15 protein-coding genes and 1 pseudogene are annotated in these 15,146 nt (G+C 70.7%); 10 read left to right on the plus strand and 6 right to left on the minus strand.

From position 1 onward, the window contains the following. Positions 1 to 7: 7 nt before the first annotated feature. Positions 8 to 1,180, minus strand: coding sequence for a DNA recombination protein RmuC (locus tag AB0O15_RS05025; RefSeq protein WP_364314166.1), 1,173 nt, complete (start codon positions 1,178 to 1,180; stop codon positions 8 to 10). A gap of 54 nt (positions 1,181 to 1,234) precedes the next feature. Between AB0O15_RS05025 and AB0O15_RS05030 the strand changes: the two genes are divergently transcribed. Next, a complete protein-coding gene (locus AB0O15_RS05030; RefSeq protein WP_364314169.1) occupies positions 1,235 to 1,927 on the plus strand; it encodes a hypothetical protein in 693 nt (230 codons plus the stop codon). 22 nt (positions 1,928 to 1,949) lie between these two features. Next, positions 1,950 to 2,474 carry a hypothetical protein gene (locus tag AB0O15_RS05035; RefSeq protein ID WP_364314172.1) on the plus strand — a complete coding sequence of 175 codons (525 nt, stop codon included), beginning with the start codon at positions 1,950 to 1,952 and terminating at the stop codon, positions 2,472 to 2,474. Here the strand turns inward: AB0O15_RS05035 and valS are convergent. Beyond that, positions 2,471 to 4,999 carry a valine--tRNA ligase gene (valS, locus tag AB0O15_RS05040; protein ID WP_364314174.1) on the minus strand — a complete coding sequence of 843 codons (2,529 nt, stop codon included), beginning with the start codon at positions 4,997 to 4,999 and terminating at the stop codon, positions 2,471 to 2,473. The genes AB0O15_RS05035 and valS overlap by 4 nt on opposite strands. Positions 5,000 to 5,081: 82 nt before the next feature. Here valS and AB0O15_RS05045 point away from each other — a divergent pair, with 82 nt between their 5' ends. Both AB0O15_RS05045 and AB0O15_RS05050 read left to right on the plus strand, forming a co-directional pair. Then, positions 5,082 to 5,624, plus strand: a complete 543-nt coding sequence (locus tag AB0O15_RS05045) for a DUF5565 family protein (protein WP_364314177.1) — start codon at positions 5,082 to 5,084, stop codon at positions 5,622 to 5,624. Positions 5,625 to 5,675: 51 nt separating this feature from the next. Continuing rightward, entirely contained in the window at positions 5,676 to 6,257 is a 582-nt protein-coding gene (locus AB0O15_RS05050; RefSeq protein WP_364314179.1) for a Uma2 family endonuclease, read from the plus strand. A gap of 20 nt (positions 6,258 to 6,277) precedes the next feature. Here AB0O15_RS05050 and ychF read toward each other — a convergent pair whose 3' ends face one another. Continuing rightward, positions 6,278 to 7,363, minus strand: coding sequence for a redox-regulated ATPase YchF (ychF, locus tag AB0O15_RS05055; protein WP_364314182.1), 1,086 nt, complete (start codon positions 7,361 to 7,363; stop codon positions 6,278 to 6,280). Positions 7,364 to 7,511: 148 nt separating this feature from the next. Between ychF and AB0O15_RS05060 the strand changes: the two are divergent. From AB0O15_RS05060 to AB0O15_RS05080, 5 genes and pseudogenes are all read left to right on the plus strand, one after another. Then, positions 7,512 to 9,032, plus strand: a pseudogene (locus AB0O15_RS05060) (AlkA N-terminal domain-containing protein); the annotation flags it as partial. A 77-nt stretch (positions 9,033 to 9,109) separates the two neighbouring features. After that, the gene (locus tag AB0O15_RS05065) at positions 9,110 to 9,607 is read left to right on the plus strand and encodes a methylated-DNA--[protein]-cysteine S-methyltransferase (RefSeq protein ID WP_364314185.1); all 498 of its coding nucleotides are present in this window, start codon (positions 9,110 to 9,112) and stop codon (positions 9,605 to 9,607) included. A 197-nt stretch (positions 9,608 to 9,804) separates the two neighbouring features. Beyond that, entirely contained in the window at positions 9,805 to 9,978 is a 174-nt protein-coding gene (locus tag AB0O15_RS05070; protein ID WP_364314188.1) for a hypothetical protein, read from the plus strand. A gap of 36 nt (positions 9,979 to 10,014) precedes the next feature. After that, complete coding sequence (locus AB0O15_RS05075) at positions 10,015 to 10,566, plus strand: 3'-5' exoribonuclease (protein ID WP_364314190.1); 552 nt, start codon at positions 10,015 to 10,017, stop codon at positions 10,564 to 10,566. Continuing rightward, positions 10,496 to 10,654: a CPCC family cysteine-rich protein gene (locus AB0O15_RS05080; protein WP_364314192.1), complete on the plus strand. Its 159-nt coding sequence runs from the start codon at positions 10,496 to 10,498 to the stop codon at positions 10,652 to 10,654. Before AB0O15_RS05075 ends, AB0O15_RS05080 begins: the two co-directional genes overlap by 71 nt. Before the next feature lie 101 nt (positions 10,655 to 10,755). Here AB0O15_RS05080 and AB0O15_RS05085 read toward each other — a convergent pair whose 3' ends face one another. Genes AB0O15_RS05085 through AB0O15_RS05095 form a run of 3 tightly spaced genes read right to left on the minus strand, consistent with a single transcriptional unit; the run spans position 10,756 to position 13,642 of the window. Beyond that, positions 10,756 to 11,514 (minus strand): carbohydrate ABC transporter permease, encoded by a 759-nt coding sequence (locus AB0O15_RS05085; RefSeq protein WP_364314194.1) that lies wholly within the window; start codon positions 11,512 to 11,514, stop codon positions 10,756 to 10,758. Next, on the minus strand, positions 11,511 to 12,386 hold the full coding sequence (locus AB0O15_RS05090) for a sugar ABC transporter permease (RefSeq protein WP_364314197.1): 876 nt from the start codon (positions 12,384 to 12,386) through the stop codon (positions 11,511 to 11,513). Before AB0O15_RS05090 ends, AB0O15_RS05085 begins: the two co-directional genes overlap by 4 nt. Beyond that, complete coding sequence (locus AB0O15_RS05095; RefSeq protein ID WP_364314200.1) at positions 12,383 to 13,642, minus strand: extracellular solute-binding protein; 1,260 nt, start codon at positions 13,640 to 13,642, stop codon at positions 12,383 to 12,385. The genes AB0O15_RS05090 and AB0O15_RS05095 overlap by 4 nt, the downstream gene beginning before the upstream one ends. Positions 13,643 to 13,816: 174 nt before the next feature. Between AB0O15_RS05095 and AB0O15_RS05100 the strand changes: the two genes are divergently transcribed. Then, a complete protein-coding gene (locus AB0O15_RS05100; protein ID WP_364317057.1) occupies positions 13,817 to 15,106 on the plus strand; it encodes a transcriptional regulator in 1,290 nt (429 codons plus the stop codon). Positions 15,107 to 15,146 lie beyond the last annotated feature (40 nt).

A 15,146-nucleotide genomic window follows, 5' to 3' on the forward strand; every position in this document is an offset into this window, starting at 1 on the left:
CGTTGTATCACGGGGTGACTGAGCGGTCGCTGAGGTTGGCGACCGGCTCCAGAAGCTCGGGGGCCTGCGGCTGGCGCGGAGTCAGCTCGACCTGCGCGGGCGTGGCGATGTCACGCTCGGCCACGCCCATCTCGGCCAGCTTGCGCGCGCTCACCAGCACCCGCGACTCGAGCGAGCCGACCGCCTTGTTGTACGACGTGACCGCGCTGCCCAGCGCCGCCCCGAGCTTGCCGACGTGATCGCCCAGAGTGGACAGTCGCCCGTACAGCTCACGGGCCAGCCCGTGCACGGCCACGGCGTTGCGGGCCAGCGATTCCTGGCGCCAGCTGAACGCGACCGTACGCAGCAGCGCCACCAGGGTGGCCGGCGTCGCCAGCACCACGTTGCGCCGGAAGGAGTGTTCCATCAGCGTCGGATCGTGTTGCAGGGCCGCGTCCATGAACGCGTCGGCCGGCACGAACAGCACCACGAAGTCGGGTGTGGACTCGAAGGCGGTCCAGTAGCGCTTGGCCGCGAGCTGGTCGACATGCGTGCGGAGGGCGCGCGCGTGCTGGTCGAGATGATTGTCACGGGTACGTTCGTCACGCGCCTCCATCGCCGACAGATAGGCGTCGAACGGCGCCTTGGCGTCGACGACCAGGCTGCGGCCGCCGTGCAGCCGGACGACCAGGTCGGGGCGTACCCCCTGATCGTCGGTCGTGGCCGTGACCTGCTCGGCGAAGTCGCAGTGTTCGAGCAGCCCGGCCGCCTCGACGATCCGGCGCAGCTGATGTTCGCCCCAGCGCCCGCGCACCTGTGGGGCCCGCAGCGCCGACACGAGCTGGCGGGTCTCGGTGCGGAGTTCGCCGGACACCGCACCCATCGCGCGCACCTGCTCGCGCAGTTCGGAGTAGGCGTCGATCCGCTCGTGTTCCAGCTCGGTGACCCGCTGCTCGTAGCGGCGCAACGCGTCGTGCAACGGCGCGACGGCCCGGGCCACGGCCTCTTGCGACTGCGCGGTCGACTCGTAGGTCAGCGCCCGCATCGACTGTTCGAGCCGGGCCTCGCCGTCCCGCCCGGCCTGCAGCGTCGCCTCCAGCCGGGCGATGTCGGCGGCGGCGCGCAACCGGGCGGCCAGCCAGCCCAGCGCGGCGCCCACCGCCAGGCAGATCACCACCACGGCCAGCGTCGGGAATGTCACGTATAGCACTTTGCCACACGTGTACGACAAGATTTCCCCGGGTACCTTTGTGACATGAAGGCGTTTCTGCTGGTCATCGTCATCCTGATCGCGATCGCCCTGTATTTCACGTGGCGGCGTGGCCAGGCCGGGCAGGTCACCCGTCTGGAGGACGCCCGGGCCGAGGCCCAGCGGTGGTACGAGCGGCTCGGCGGCCAGGTGCTCAACCTGCACGGCGACGACGCGGCGGCCCGGCAGGCCCTGGCCGACGCCGGCGAGCGTTACAACGCGGCCGGCGGCCAGCTCCAACAGGCCCAGTCGATCCGGCAGTACGAGCTGGCCAAGGAGACCGCGCTGGAGGGTCTGGCCTACGTCCGCGCCGCCCGCCTGGCGATGGGCATCGACCCCGGTCCCGAGGTCCCGGCGCCGGCCGGTGCGCAGGGCGTCGGGCAGCTCACCAAGGAGCGTGAGGTCGACGTGCAGGGCACCCACTACAAGGCCGGCCCGCAACCGGGCGCCGACACGCCCTACTACTACCCGGGCGGGCGCGTGCAGGGCCGCCCGGTGCCGGCCGGCTGGTATTCACAGCCGGTGTGGCGTACGGCGCTCGGCGCGGCCGGCGGCGCCCTGGCCGGCATGCTGATCTTCGACGCGCTGTTCTCGCCGGGCTTCGGCGACATGGGCTACGGCGGCGGCGACTTCGGTGGCGACATGGGCGGCGGCGACATGGGCGGCGGGGACTTCGGCGATTTCGGGGGCGATTTCTAGTCCCGGACGGGAGCATGGGGTCATGTCGGTAGAGCCGGACGAGGTCGCCGCCCCGGCGGACGACACGATCGTCTTCCACTCGTCCCCGGTTCGAACCTTCCTGGTCATGACCGGCCTGTTCATGCTCGCCTACCTGGTCGTCTCCCCGCTGGTCGACCTGCTGCTGGGCGCCGACGACGACCCCTGGTGGCTGACGCTGGTCCAGGCGGCCGTGATCTCGCTCGTCGTCGCCGGCGCTTTCGCCTTCTCCTCGAGAGGCTCGCTGTCCACCTGGGTGCGGGTGTCCAGCGCCGGTCTGGAACTCGCCGCCCAGGGCAGCGACCCGGTCTTCCTGACCTGGCCCGACATCGAGCACGTGGTGGTGCGCCGCTCCGGCACCCGCACCGTCCTCGAGGTCACCCCGGTCGACCTCGACCGCGTCCACCCGGTCGAGAACGCGGACGTGGGCGGGCCGGCGATGGACGGCAAGGCGTTCACCGCCGACCTCACCCAGCTCTGGCCTTCGCCCCGCACATTGAGGCGTGAACTGGAGCGCCGGATGCACTAGAACGCGCTGGCTATGACCAACTCAGGCGTCCGCTCGGGCAGGTAGTCGAGCTTGGTGATCCGCCCGGCCGCCTTCAGGTCGCCCTCGATCAGCGCCAGCCGGTCCAGCACCGCCGCCGGGCCCAGCGCCTCGGCCAGCGGCACCTCGGCCTTCATCGACAGCTTCCGGTCCGACTTGGCCCGCCGGATCTGCCGCAGCGCGTCACCGGCCAGGTCGATCAGCTCGGCGTCACCCTCGGGCGCGACCCGGGTCAGCTCGTACTTGGTCGGCCAGGTCGCCTTGTGCACCGACCCGTACCGCCACCACGACCAGACCTCTTCCGTCACGTACGGCAGGAACGGCGCGAACAGCCGCAACTGCACCGACAGCCCGGCCGCCAGCGCCGCGCGGGCCGAACCGGCGGCCGGCCCGTCGGCGTACGCCCGGTCCTTGACCAGCTCGATGTAGTCGTCGCAGAACGTCCAGAAGAACGCCTCGGCCGCCTGCAGCGCGTCGGTGTGCTGGAAGTTGTCCAGCGCCTTGGTCGCCGTCTCGACGACCGTGGCCAGCCGGGCCAGCGCCGCGCGGTCGAGCGGCTCGGTCACCGGCTGTCGTAGCGCCTCCTGCGCGCCCAGCCCGAGCGCGAACTTCGAGGCGTTGAGCAGCTTGGTGCCCAGCCGCCGGCCCACCTTGATCTGCGCCGGGTCGAAGGCCAGGTCGGTGCCGGGGCGCCCGTTCGCGGCCCAGTAGCGGACCGCGTCCGAGCCGTTGTCGACCAGCAGGCCCATCGGCGTGACGACGTTGCCCTTGGACTTGGACATCTTCTTGCGGTCCGGGTCGAGGATCCACCCCGAGAGGATCGCGGTACGCCAGGGCAGGACGCCGCGCCGCAGGTGGCTGCGGACGACCGTGGCGAACAGCCAGGTCCGGATGATCTCCTGGCCCTGCGGCCGCAGGTCCATCGGGAACACCTTGTCGAACAGCTCCGGGTCGGTGCCCCACCCGCCGACGATCTGCGGGGTGAGCGACGACGTGGCCCAGGTGTCCATCACGTCCGGGTCGGCCATGAAGCCGCCCGGCTGGTCGCGCTGCGACTCGTCGTAGCCCGGCGGGCACTCCGAGGACGGGTCGACCGGCAGCGACGACTGGTCGGGGATGAGGAAGTCGTCGTGGATCGGCTCGCCCGCGTCATCCAGCCGGTACCAGACCGGGATCGGCACGCCGAAGAACCGCTGCCGGCTGACCAGCCAGTCCCCGGTCAGCCCGTTCACCCAGTGCTCGTAGCGGTGCTTCATGTGCTCGGGCACCCAGCGCAGCTCGCGGCCCTTGGCCAGCAGCGCCTCACGCAGCTCGGGGTCGCGGCCGCCGTTCCGGATGAACCACTGCCGGCTGGTGACGATCTCCAGCGGGGAGTCGCCGTTCTCGTAGAACTTGACCGGGTGGGTGATCGGCTTCGGCTCGCCGAGCATCCCGCCGGTCTCGGTGAGCAGCCGGACCGTCTCGCGCCGGGCCTGGTTGACGTTGCGGCCGGCCAGTTCGGCGTACAGCTCGGCGGGGACGCCGGCCGGGGCGTCCGGCCGGAAGCGGCCGTCGCGCCCGATGACCACGCGCGTGGGCAGGTTCAGGTCACGCCACCAGACGACGTCGGTCAGGTCGCCGAAGGTGCAGACCATGGCGATGCCCGTGCCCTTGTCCTTCTCGGCGGCCGGGTGGGCGTACACCGGAACCTCGACCCCGAAGACCGGCGTGCGCGCCGAGCGCAACCCGGCGAATCGCTCGTCGTCCGGGTGATGGACCAGGGCGACACAGGCCGGCAGCAGCTCGGGCCGGGTCGTGTCGATCTCGATCGGCCCGTCCGGCCCTTGGAAGATCAGCCGGTGGTACGCGCCGGCACGCTCCCGATCCTCCAGCTCGGCCTGCGCGACCGCGGTCCGGAAGCCGACATCCCACAGCGTCGGCGCCTCGGCCGTGTACGCCTCGCCGCGCAACAGGTTATCCAGAAAGGCGCGCTGCGAGACGAGCTGCGACTTGCGGCCGATCGTGGTGTACGTCATTCCCCAGTCGACCGACAGCCCGAGCCGGACCCACAGCGCCTCGAACGCCTTCTCGTCCTCCTCGGTCAGCTTCCCGCAGAGCTCGATGAAGTTGCGCCTGGAGATGTTGATCGTCTCCTTGGCTTTCACCGACGGCGGTTCCCATGACGGGTCGTAGGGCAGCGATGGATCGCACCGGACCCCGTACACGTTCTGGACCCGCCGCTCGGTCGGCAGCCCGTTGTCGTCCCAGCCCATCGGGTAGAAGACCGACCTGCCGCGCATCCGCTGGAACCGCGCGATCAGGTCGGTGTGCGTGTACGAGAAGACGTGACCCATGTGCAGCTCGCCGGATACGGTGGGCGGCGGCGTGTCGATGCTGAATACATTCGTCCGCTCGGCCTGCCGGTCGAACCGATAGGTTCCGGCCTCCTCCCACCGTGCGGCCCACTTGTCCTCGAGGCCGTCCAGGGAGGGGCGATCCGGCATGCGGCCACGCCCAGGGTCAGTCATGCACCTCAGGGTAGGACCGCGCCGACCTCCCGGGCACCCGACTTACGTCTAACCGCCTTGCCCCGCCTGCGACGATGGCGACGTGAACAAGATCCCCACCGTCTTCCTCCGCGACCCGGCCGACCGGAAGCGCACCCTGCCCGAGGTCAACCCGGTCTGCCAGTGGGTCCTCGACGGCGAGGGCGTGCCCACCCGCAAGTACGACGGCACCTGCGTGCTGCTCGACGAGGACGGCGTGTGGTGGGCGCGCCGCGAGGTCCGGCCCGGCCGCACCCGCCCGCCCGGCTACCGCCCCGTGATGACCGACGAGGCAACCGGAAAGACCGTCGGCTGGGAGCCGATGGCCAATTCCGCCTACGCCCGCTACCACGCCGAAGCCGTCCCGGCCGGCCACCCTCGGGCCCCCGGCACCTACGAGCTGATCGGCCCGAAGGTCAACGGCAACCCCGAGAACGTCCCGGCCCACACCCTGGTGGCCCACGCCGAGGCCGAGGTCTTCGACACCCCGCGCGACTTCGAGGGCCTGCGCTCCTGGCTCCTGGCCCACCCCGCCTACGAGGGCATCGTCTGGCACCACCCCGACGGCCGCCGAGCCAAGCTCAAGCACCGCGACTTCGCCCCGTGACGCTCGCCCGCGAGAAGTCGGGCGAGCGTCACGGAATGCTACGGTGAGGTCATGACTGCGGTGCCCGACTGGATGCGGCCGCCCCGCCTGGAGGGGTGGTTTGCCGACGACCTCGACCACCTTCCTGAAGCGCCGCGGCACACCGAGCTGATCGATGGAGCACTCGTCTTCATGATGTCCCCCCAGCGTTCCTGGCACGGTCGGATTGTCACCGCGTTGGTGGTCGCCCTCAACGAACAGACGCCATCGGGTATCGAGGTTGAAAGAGAGATGACGATCAGGCTCGACGAGCGGAACCGCCCCGAGCCAGACCTCGTCGCGACGACGGCGCCTTATGAGCCGGACCGCACCTTTTACGTCCCTGACGAGGTTCTTCTGGTCGTCGAAGTCGTCTCGCCCGAGTCGGCGCACCGCGACCGGACGGTGAAACTGCGCAAGTACGCGGACGCCGGCATCGCGCACTACTGGCGGATCGAGGACGAGGACGGATCGCCGGTAGTCCACGCCTACGAGCTCGACCAGCCCACTAGGTCGTACGTACCGACCGGAATCCATCGACACGAGCTGGACATCACGATGCCGTTCGCCATCAAGCTCGATCTGGATGGGCTGGTGCCCGGCCGCAAGAGCTGACCGGGCGCCACTTTCCGTGATCAGACGTTGAAGCGGAACTCCACCACGTCGCCGTCCTTCATGATGTAGTCCTTGCCCTCGATGCGGACCTTGCCGGCGGCCTTGGCGGCGGCCATGGAGCCGGCGGTCATCAGGTCGTCGTAGCTGACGATCTCGGCCTTGATGAAGCCGCGCTGGAAGTCGGAGTGGATCACGCCGGCGGCCTCGGGGGCGGTCGCGCCCTTGGAGATCACCCAGGCGCGGGCCTCCTTGGGGCCGGCCGTCAGGTAGGTCTGCAGGCCGAGCGTCTCGAAGCCGACGCGGATCAGCTGGTTGAGGCCGGGCTCGGTCTGGCCGGTCGACTCGAGCAGCTCCTGCGCCTCGTCCGGCGGCAGGTCGATCAGCTCGGACTCGATCTTCGCGTCCATGAAGACGGCGTCGGCCGGCGCCACCAGGGCGCGCATCTCGGCGAGGAAGGCCTCGTTGTTGAGCTCGTCCTCGTCGACGTTGAACACGTAGATGAACGGCTTGATGGTGAGCAGGTGGAGTTCGGCCAGCAGCGCGATGTCGATGCCCGCGGCGGCCGCGCCCTTGTGGAGCGTCACGCCCTCGTCCAGCAGCTTGAACGCGGCCTCGGCGGTGGCCGCCACCGGCGCCCGGTCCTTCTTGAGCTTGGCCTCCTTCTGCAGGCGGGGGATCGCCTTCTCGACCGTCTGCAGGTCGGCCAGGATCAGCTCGGTGTTGATCGTCTCGATGTCGTCGGCGGGCGAGACCTTGCCGTCGACGTGCAGCACGTTCGGGTCGGAGAAGGCGCGGACGACCTGGCAGATGGCCGAGGCGTCGCGGATGTTGGCGAGGAACGCGTTGCCGCGGCCCTGGCCCTTGGACGCGCCGCGGACCAGGCCGGCGATGTCGACGAACGACACCGGCGCCGGGATGATCTTCTCGCTGCTGAACAGCTCGGCGAGCTTCCCCAGCCGATCGTCGGGCAGGCCGACCACGCCGACGTTCGGTTCGATCGTCGCGAACGGGTAGTTCGCGGCGAGAACGTCGTTCTTGGTCAGGGCGTTGAACAGCGTGCTCTTGCCGACGTTGGGCAGGCCGACGATCCCGATGGTGAGGCTCACAGCGGGCCAGTCTACGTGTCGGCCGGCAAGCCCAGCGCGATCATCCGCTCCGCCGGGTTGCGCCACAGCGACCGGACCGTCTTACCACTCATCGCCATGTCCGAATCCCGCCAGCCAGGTGACCCTCGGCCGGGGCAGACTCGGTGTCATGGAGTTGGACTTCGAGCGCTGTTACCGCGCCGTCAGCAGCCGCGACCAGCGGTTCGACGGCTGGTTCTACACCGCCGTGCGTACCACCGGCATCTACTGCCGCCCGTCCTGCCCGGCCGTCACGCCGAAACGCGAGAACGTCGAGTTCCACCCCAGCGCCGCCGCCGCTCAACGGGCCGGCTTCCGGGCCTGCCGCCGCTGCCGCCCCGACGCCGCGCCCGGCTCACCCGAGTGGGACGTGCGCGCCGACGTGGTCGGCCGGGCGATGCGCCTGATCGGCGACGGGGTGGTCGACCGCGAGGGCGTGCCCGGCCTGGCCGGCCGGCTCGGATACACCGAGCGGCACCTGCACCGCATGCTCACCGCCGAGCTGGGCGCCGGACCACTGGCCCTGGCCCGCGCGCAGCGGGCGCAGACCGCCCGGATCCTCATCGAGACCACCGACCTCGGGCTGGCCGAGATCGCGTTCGCCGCCGGTTTCGGCAGCGTGCGGCAGTTCAACGACACGATCCTCGAGGTGTACGCGCGTCCGCCCGGCCAGCTGCGGGAACGGCGGCCGAAGGCGGCCACCGAGGCCGGCACGATCTCGCTGCGGCTCGCCTTCCGGGCGCCGCTGCACATCCCGTCGCTGCTCGGATTCCTGGCCGCCCGCGCGCTGCCCGGCATCGAGGAGGTGACCGGCACCGCGTACCGACGGGGTCTGAACCTGCCCCACGGAAGCGCGACCATCACGCTGCGGCCGGGTGATCGCTGGGTCTCCGCCGCGCTCAAGCTCACCGACGTGCGGGATCTCGCGCCCGCGGTGGCACGCTGCCGGCGGCTCTTCGACCTCGACGCGGACCCGATCGCCGTCGACGGCACGCTGGGTGAGGACCCGGCGCTGACGGCGTCGGTCGAGGCGGAGCCTGGGGTACGGGTGCCGCGCTCGGTCGACGGATTCGAGATGGCCGTCCGGGCCGTCGTGGGCCAGCAGGTGAGCGTGGCGAGCGCGCGGACGACACTGACCCGCCTGCTGGCCTTCTCTTCACCCGGCGCCTTGTCGCCCGGCGTTTCGTCGCCCGATGTCTCCGCGCCTGGCGTCTCCGCGCCCGGCGGCTCCGCGCCCGGTCCCTCTTCGCTCGGCGCCCCTTCGCCCCGGGCCGTTGACCTGGTCGGCTTCCCGTGCGCCGAGACGGTGGCCCAGATGCCCGATGAGGCCTTCCGGATGCCCGCGGCGAGGCGCGCGACGATTCGGGCGCTGGCCGAGGCGGTCGCGGACGGCAAGGTCGACCTGGAGCCGGGCGCCGACCGCGAGGAGGCGGTCGCGCGGCTCATGGAACTGCCGGGCATCGGGTCATGGACGGCAGGTTATGTCGCGATGCGAGCGATCGGCGACCCTGATGTGTTCCTCCCCACGGATGTTGCCGTCCAACGTGGAGCCGAGCTATTGGGGCTGCCCGCCGCGCCGAAAGCGTTGGCCGAGCACGCATCCCGCTGGCGGCCGTGGCGCTCGTACGCGGTCATGCGCCTCTGGCGAAGTTATCCACAGGCCGCTCCGGAGGCGACTTCGGCACGGCAGTCTGAGAACCCCCGATCGACGACCGAAGGAGCTTCCTGATGTTGCACTACGCGACCATGCCCACCCCGGCCGGCTCGTTCACCATGATCGTCAACGACGACGGCGCCGTGCTGGCCTCCGGCTTCACGCCCGACGCGGCCAAGCTGATATCGCTGATCCATCGCGACCTGGTGACCGACGTCCGGCCGGTCAACGACCTCGGCCCCGCCACCCAGGCGGTCAGGTCCTATCTGGCCGGTGACCTGACCGCGATCGACGACGTGCCGGTGCTGCAGAAGACCGGCGGCCTGTTCATCGCCAACGCCTGGAAGGTGATGCGCGACATCAAGCCCGGCACCCCCATCAGCTACACCGACTTCGCCCTGCTGTCCGGCCGCCCGACAGCGGTGCGCGGCGCCGCGCAGGCTTGCGCCACCAACGCGGCGGCCCTGTTCGCCCCGTGCCATCGGGTGCTGCGCAGTGACGGCAAGCTCGGCGGCTATCGCTGGGGCCTCCCGGTCAAGCAGTGGCTCCTCAACCACGAGTTCACGGCCTGACCAGCGCCGCGCCGCCTGACCAGCGCCGCGCCGCTCGGGTCGGCGCCGTGCCGCCTGACACGATGCCGAGCCGCCTGGGCCTGCGCCGAGCCACCTGGGCCGGGGGAGTCGGCCGGGCCGGGGGGAGTCGGCTGGGCCGGGGGAGCCGCCGGAACCGGGCCGGGAACCGTCCGCCGGCCCGGCGCGTCGGTAACGGCATGAGAAAGCGCGCCGGGCTGCTGATCGCCCTCATCATCGCGGGCCTCGTCACCGTGATCGCGGCTGATCCCGCTCCTGGCCTGGCGAAATTGAAGCGGCGCGACCGTTGGCCTGGGTGCGTTGGCCGCCCGCCGCCGACGCGGCTGATCCCGCTCCTGGCCTGGCGAAATTGAAGCGGCGCGCCGGAGCTCAGCGGCTACTGTCCGGGCATGGCAGAGATCTACGTGAGCACCGACATCGAGACGGACGGCCCGATTCCGGGGCGCAACTCGATGTTGAGCTTCGCCTCGGCGGCGTTCAACGGCAGCGGGGCGATGGTGGGTACGCTCACCGCGAACCTCGCGACGCTGCCGGACGCAGTCCCGGATCCGGACACCATGGCGTGGTGGGACGGGCAGCCGGAGGCGTGGCGGGCGTGCCGGGTCGACCCCCGGGATCCGGCCGAGGCCATGGGTGACTACCGCGCTTGGCTGGAAGGGTTGCCGGGCAAGCCGGTGTTCGTCGGCTACCCGGCGGCGTTCGACTTCATGTTCGTGTACTGGTATCTCGTCCGGTTCGCCGGTCGCAGCCCGTTCTCGCATTCGGCGCTCGACCTCAAGTCGTTCGCGATGGCGGTGCTGGGCACCGAGTTCCGGGGCACCAGCAAGCGGACCATGCCGAAGGAGTGGTTCGGGGCGGCGCGCCACACGCATGTCGCCCTGGACGACGCGATCGAGCAGGGTGAGCTGTGGTTCGCGATGCGGCGGGCGGCCCGTGGCTGACGAGACGCGGTTCCCGTGCCCCTGCTGCGGCTATCTCGAGTTCGGGGAGCCGCCCGGTTCGTACGACAGCTGTGAGATCTGTTTCTAAAAGGACGACTCGATCAAGCTTCGTTGGCAACAGGCTGTCGCTGCGGGAGTCGCGGCAGATCTACGCCGGCGACGTGGGACGCCACCTCCGCGCGGTGGGGGTCAGTCCTTGACGGCGCCGCCGAGGCCCTGGGACAGGTGGCGGCGGACCAGGAGGAAGAAGATCAGGACGGGGATGGTCATCAGGGTGGAGGCGGCCATGATGGCGCCCCAGTCGTTCTCGTCGGGCTTGAAGAAGATCAGCAGGGCCAGGGGCAGGGTCTGGCGGTCGGTCGCGCTGATGATGAAGGTGCGGGCGAAGAGGAAGTCGTTCCAGGCCGCGATGAACGAGAAGACGCTGGTGGCGGCCAGCCCGGGCGCGACCAGGGGGAACAGCACGCGGGTGAGGATGGTCAGGCGGCCGGCGCCGTCGAGGGACGCGGCCTCCTCCAGTTCGACGGGCACGGCGGCGACGAAGCCCCGCATCATCCAGATCGCGAACGGCAGGGTGAAGGCCGTGTGCACGAGCATCAAGGAACCCAGGGTGTTCAGCGCGCCCAGGTCGCGGACCAGGAAGAACAGCGGGATGGTCAGGGCTTCGATGGGGGCCATCTGTGCGATCAGGAACAGCACCAGGATCGTCGTACGGAAGCGGAATCTGAATCTCGACAGGGCGACCGCGGCCAGGAACGCGATCAGGCCGGAGGCGACCACGACGACGACCGCCACCAGCAGGCTGTTGAGGAAGTACAGCGCGAAATCGTCGACGGTCAGGACGCGGCGGAAGTTGTCCACAGGCAGCGCCGAGACGACCATCCAGAGGATCGGGAAGGCCGTGGCGAACGCGACGGCCAGGGCGAGGAGGTTCAAGAAGCGCTTCACAGCGGCTCACCGGAACGGCGCAGCGTACGCAGGTAGAGCAGCGTGATCACGAGCAGGATCACCATCATCACCACGCCGATCGCCGAGCCCAGGCCGTACTCGCCGGCCGCGAACGCCTGCTGGTAGGCCCAGACGTTGAGGGTGAGGTTCTGGCCGGCGATGCCACCGCCGGCCGTCATCACGTAGATCTGGGTGAAGACCTTGAAGTCCCAGATGATCGACTGGATCACCACGATGGCCAGCAGTGGCCGCAGGATCGGGACCATGATCTGCCAGAACGTGCGCCACGCCCCGGCACCGTCGATCGCCGCGGCCTCCAGCACCGACGACGGGATGGCCTCGATGCCGGCGTAGAGGGTGACCATAACGAACGGGAACGAGTGCCACACCACCACGGCGCCGACCAGCGCGAACGCGACCATCCGGTCGTACGTCCAGTTGTAGGCGCCGAGCCCGAGCAGCTGATTGACCAGCCCGAGGTTGGTGTCGAAGAGGAACATCCACACGGTCGAGCCGGAGATCGCCGGCACCGCCCAGGCGGCCATCGCGGCCAGCGACAGCAGCAGCCGCGGCAGCCGGCCGATCTTGGTCAGCAGCACCGCGAGGCCGGCGCCGACCGCCAGCGTGGCGAGCACGCAGGCGGCGGCGAACACGACCGTCGCGCCCAGCACCGACCAGAACCGCGGGTCGGTGAACAGCGCGGCGTAGTTGTCCCCGCCCACGAACCGGGTCGGCCGGCCGCCGCTGACCTGCGCCTGGCGGAAATCCAGGGCCGAGATCAACCCCAACTGCCAGACGGGGTACGCGAACAGCGGCACCAGCACGACCGCCGCCGGCAGCAGCAGCCACAGCGGCGTGAACCGCCGGGTCACGGCTTCAGGGCCGCGTCGATCTGCTTGGCGGCCTCGTCGGTCGCCTGGTCGACGCCGGCCTTGCCGGTCACCACCTTCTGGATCATGGTCGGCAGCACGGCCTGCGCGTCGATCTTGCCCCAGCCGGGGTGCAGCGGCACGAACTTCGTACCCGCCTTGATCGTGTCGGTGAACGGCTTCAGGAACGGATCCTTGGCCGCGACCTGCTCCAACGCGGGCGTCAGGGTCGGCAGGTTGCCCATCGCGTCGTACATCTTGGTCTGATATTTGGCGCTCGCGAGCAGGGTGAGGAAGTCCGCGGCGAGAGCCGGACGCTTGCTGTTCCGCATGATGCCGAGGTTGTTGCCACCGGCGAACGCGGGCGCGATCGAGCCGGGCTTGGCGCCGGGCAGCGGGACCACGGCGTACTTGCCCTTGACCGCCCCGGCGTCGACGGCGCCACGGTTGAAGTTGCCCAGGATGGCCAGGCCGGCCTTCCCGGCGGCGAAGAGCTCGACGGTCTTTCCGCCGGTCAGGTCCGCGCACTGCTGGGCGGGGCAGATCTCCGGGGAGATCAGGCTGGTGTACGCGGACAGCCCGGCCCGGGACGGCGCGGAGTTGATCTGCGCGATGTCGCCGCCCGCGTCCCACACGTAGGGCAGGGCGGCGAACGTGTACTTGCCACCGGCGGCCACCCCGACCATGTCCGGCTTCCGGGCCCGGATCGCCTTACCGGCCGCCGCCACGTCGGCCTGGCTGGCGGGGGCCGTCAGGTTCAACTCGGTGAAGAGGTCGGTGCGGTAGTAGAGCGCGCGGACGCCGACGTACCACGGCACGCCGAGCAGCCTGTTCTGGTAGGTGGCGCTGGCCTTGGCGTCGGCGCCGAGGTCCTTGCCCTCCGGCCACGCCGTCACGGCCGGGCCGAGGTCGGCCAGGCCGCCCGCGGCCGCGTACTCGGCCAGGTCGGTATTGCCGTATTCGACGACGTCGGGCGCGCTGGCCGGGTCGTTGAACGCGCCCTTGAACCGTGCGCCGCGGGTCTCCACCGGGATGTACTGAACGTCCACCGTGGCGCCCGCGTGGCCGGCGACGAACTCGGCGATCGCCTCCTGGACGACCTTCTCCTTCGGCGCGCGGTTGGGCTCGTCGAAGAGCCAGACCTTGAGCGTTCCGGTACGTTCGCCGCCGTCCGACGGAGCGTCGGTGGGCGCCGAGGTGGACGGGGCGCAGGCGCCGACCAGCAGACCGGCAAGCACGAACGGGACAAGTCGCTTCATGACGGAGCCTCCCAGCGCGGGTGTTGCCCATACGCGCTCAGAGCTGCTCTGAGCGCGTATAGGCAACACCTAGGATTTCGGGACTAGGTTCGTAAGTGGCTCGTTGATTCGGCTACTGTCCTCAATGGCCAAGTCATAGTCAAGGCTCGATCCCCTATCGATGCGGAGTTGAGTGTGCTCATCGGGGTGGTGCTGCATTCCGGGCATCGGGCGCGGTTCGCCGAGGCCGCCGCGACGCTCGGCGGGGTGACGCTGGCCTGGGCCACGTACGACCACGAGGACGAGATCCGCGACCTGGTCGCCGGCATGCTCGCGGCGCACCGTCCGGACGGCGTGCTGCTCGGGCTCGTACCCCATGCCCGGGCCCGTGATCTGCTGCCCGCCGACCTGCCGGTGATGGTGACCCGGCCGGCCGCGCTCGACCTGGCGCTGGCCTGGGCGCGGGCGCGCGGCGAGGGCCGGCCGGCCACCCCGGTCAGCGTGGACACCTTCACCGACGAGACGGTGGACGAGGTCGCGGCCGCGCTGGGGCTGCCCGCGGCCGAGATCGCGCGGCTGCCGTTCGACCCGTCGCAGAGCACCGACGACGTGGTGGCGTTCCACCGGTCGCACGTCGAGCGAACCCGGGCTTCGTACGTGATCAGCGTGCGCACCGCGGTCAGCGCCGCCCTCGACGGGTCGGTCCACGTGCTGAACGCGCTGGCCACCGCCGGGACCATTCGCGCCGACCTGCACGAGCTCGCCCTGCGCATCCGGTCGCTGCGCGCCGACCGGGGCCGGTTCGCGGCCGGCCTGTTCCTCGCCTCGGCCCCCGGCGGCGACTCCGACCGGGCCCGGATCGGCCTGCTCAACCTGCTGGTCAACGCGCCCGAGTTCGCCGACGCGTGGACCGGCGAGCGCGGCCGGCGTGGCGTCGTCGTGTTCGCGCCGGCGTCCCTGTTCGAGTCGGTGACCCACCAGTGGACCGGCCTGCCGGTGCTGGCCGAGGCGAGGGAACGTCTCGGCGTACGCGTCGCGGCGGGTTTCGGCATCGGCGCCTCGGCCAGGTCGTGCGTGGAACTGGCCGAGAAGGCCGCCTCGTTCGCCGAGCGTGACCCCGAACCGCGCGCCTACCTGATGACCGAGGAGGGCGTGGTGCTCGGCCCGATGGGAACGTCGTCGTCCCGCCTCGCCTACACCTACCGCGACCACGGCAACCTCGACGACCTGGCCGGCCGCGTCGGCCTCAGCGCGGCGACCCTGTCCCGCCTCGCGGCCCTGGAGCGTTCCCTCGGCGACCGCACCCTGTCACCCAGCGACCTGGCCCGCGCCCTCGGCATCACCGACCCGAGCGGCCGCCGCCTGATGCGCAAGCTGGTCGAGTCCGACCTGGCCATCGACGAGGGCAGCACCCAGCCCCACCCCAAGGGCCGCCCCGCCCGCCTCTACCGCCTCACCATCGCGGCCGCCCTCGGCCCCCGCTGAACGACGTACGGGTCCCTCGAGCACGACCGGGGTGGGCCGC

The organism is Actinoplanes sp. NPDC089786 (assembly GCF_040684855.1).
Classification (GTDB): Bacteria; Actinomycetota; Actinomycetes; order Mycobacteriales; family Micromonosporaceae; genus Actinoplanes.

Bases quoted from the DNA above. Each gene is read 5' to 3' on its own strand.
- valS (WP_364314174.1), bottom strand. From the start codon at position 4,999: ATGACTGACCCTGGGCGTGGCCGCATGCCGGATCGCCCCTCCCTGGAC.
- AB0O15_RS05075 (WP_364314190.1), top strand. From the start codon at position 10,015: ATGGCAGAGATCTACGTGAGCACCGACATCGAGACGGACGGCCCGATT.
- AB0O15_RS05050 (WP_364314179.1), top strand. From the start codon at position 5,676: ATGACTGCGGTGCCCGACTGGATGCGGCCGCCCCGCCTGGAGGGGTGG.
- AB0O15_RS05065 (WP_364314185.1), top strand. From the start codon at position 9,110: ATGTTGCACTACGCGACCATGCCCACCCCGGCCGGCTCGTTCACCATG.
- AB0O15_RS05070 (WP_364314188.1), top strand. From the start codon at position 9,805: ATGAGAAAGCGCGCCGGGCTGCTGATCGCCCTCATCATCGCGGGCCTC.
- AB0O15_RS05030 (WP_364314169.1), top strand. From the start codon at position 1,235: ATGAAGGCGTTTCTGCTGGTCATCGTCATCCTGATCGCGATCGCCCTG.
- AB0O15_RS05035 (WP_364314172.1), top strand. From the start codon at position 1,950: ATGTCGGTAGAGCCGGACGAGGTCGCCGCCCCGGCGGACGACACGATC.
- AB0O15_RS05095 (WP_364314200.1), bottom strand. From the start codon at position 13,642: ATGAAGCGACTTGTCCCGTTCGTGCTTGCCGGTCTGCTGGTCGGCGCC.
- AB0O15_RS05080 (WP_364314192.1), top strand. From the start codon at position 10,496: ATGTCGCCCTGGACGACGCGATCGAGCAGGGTGAGCTGTGGTTCGCGA.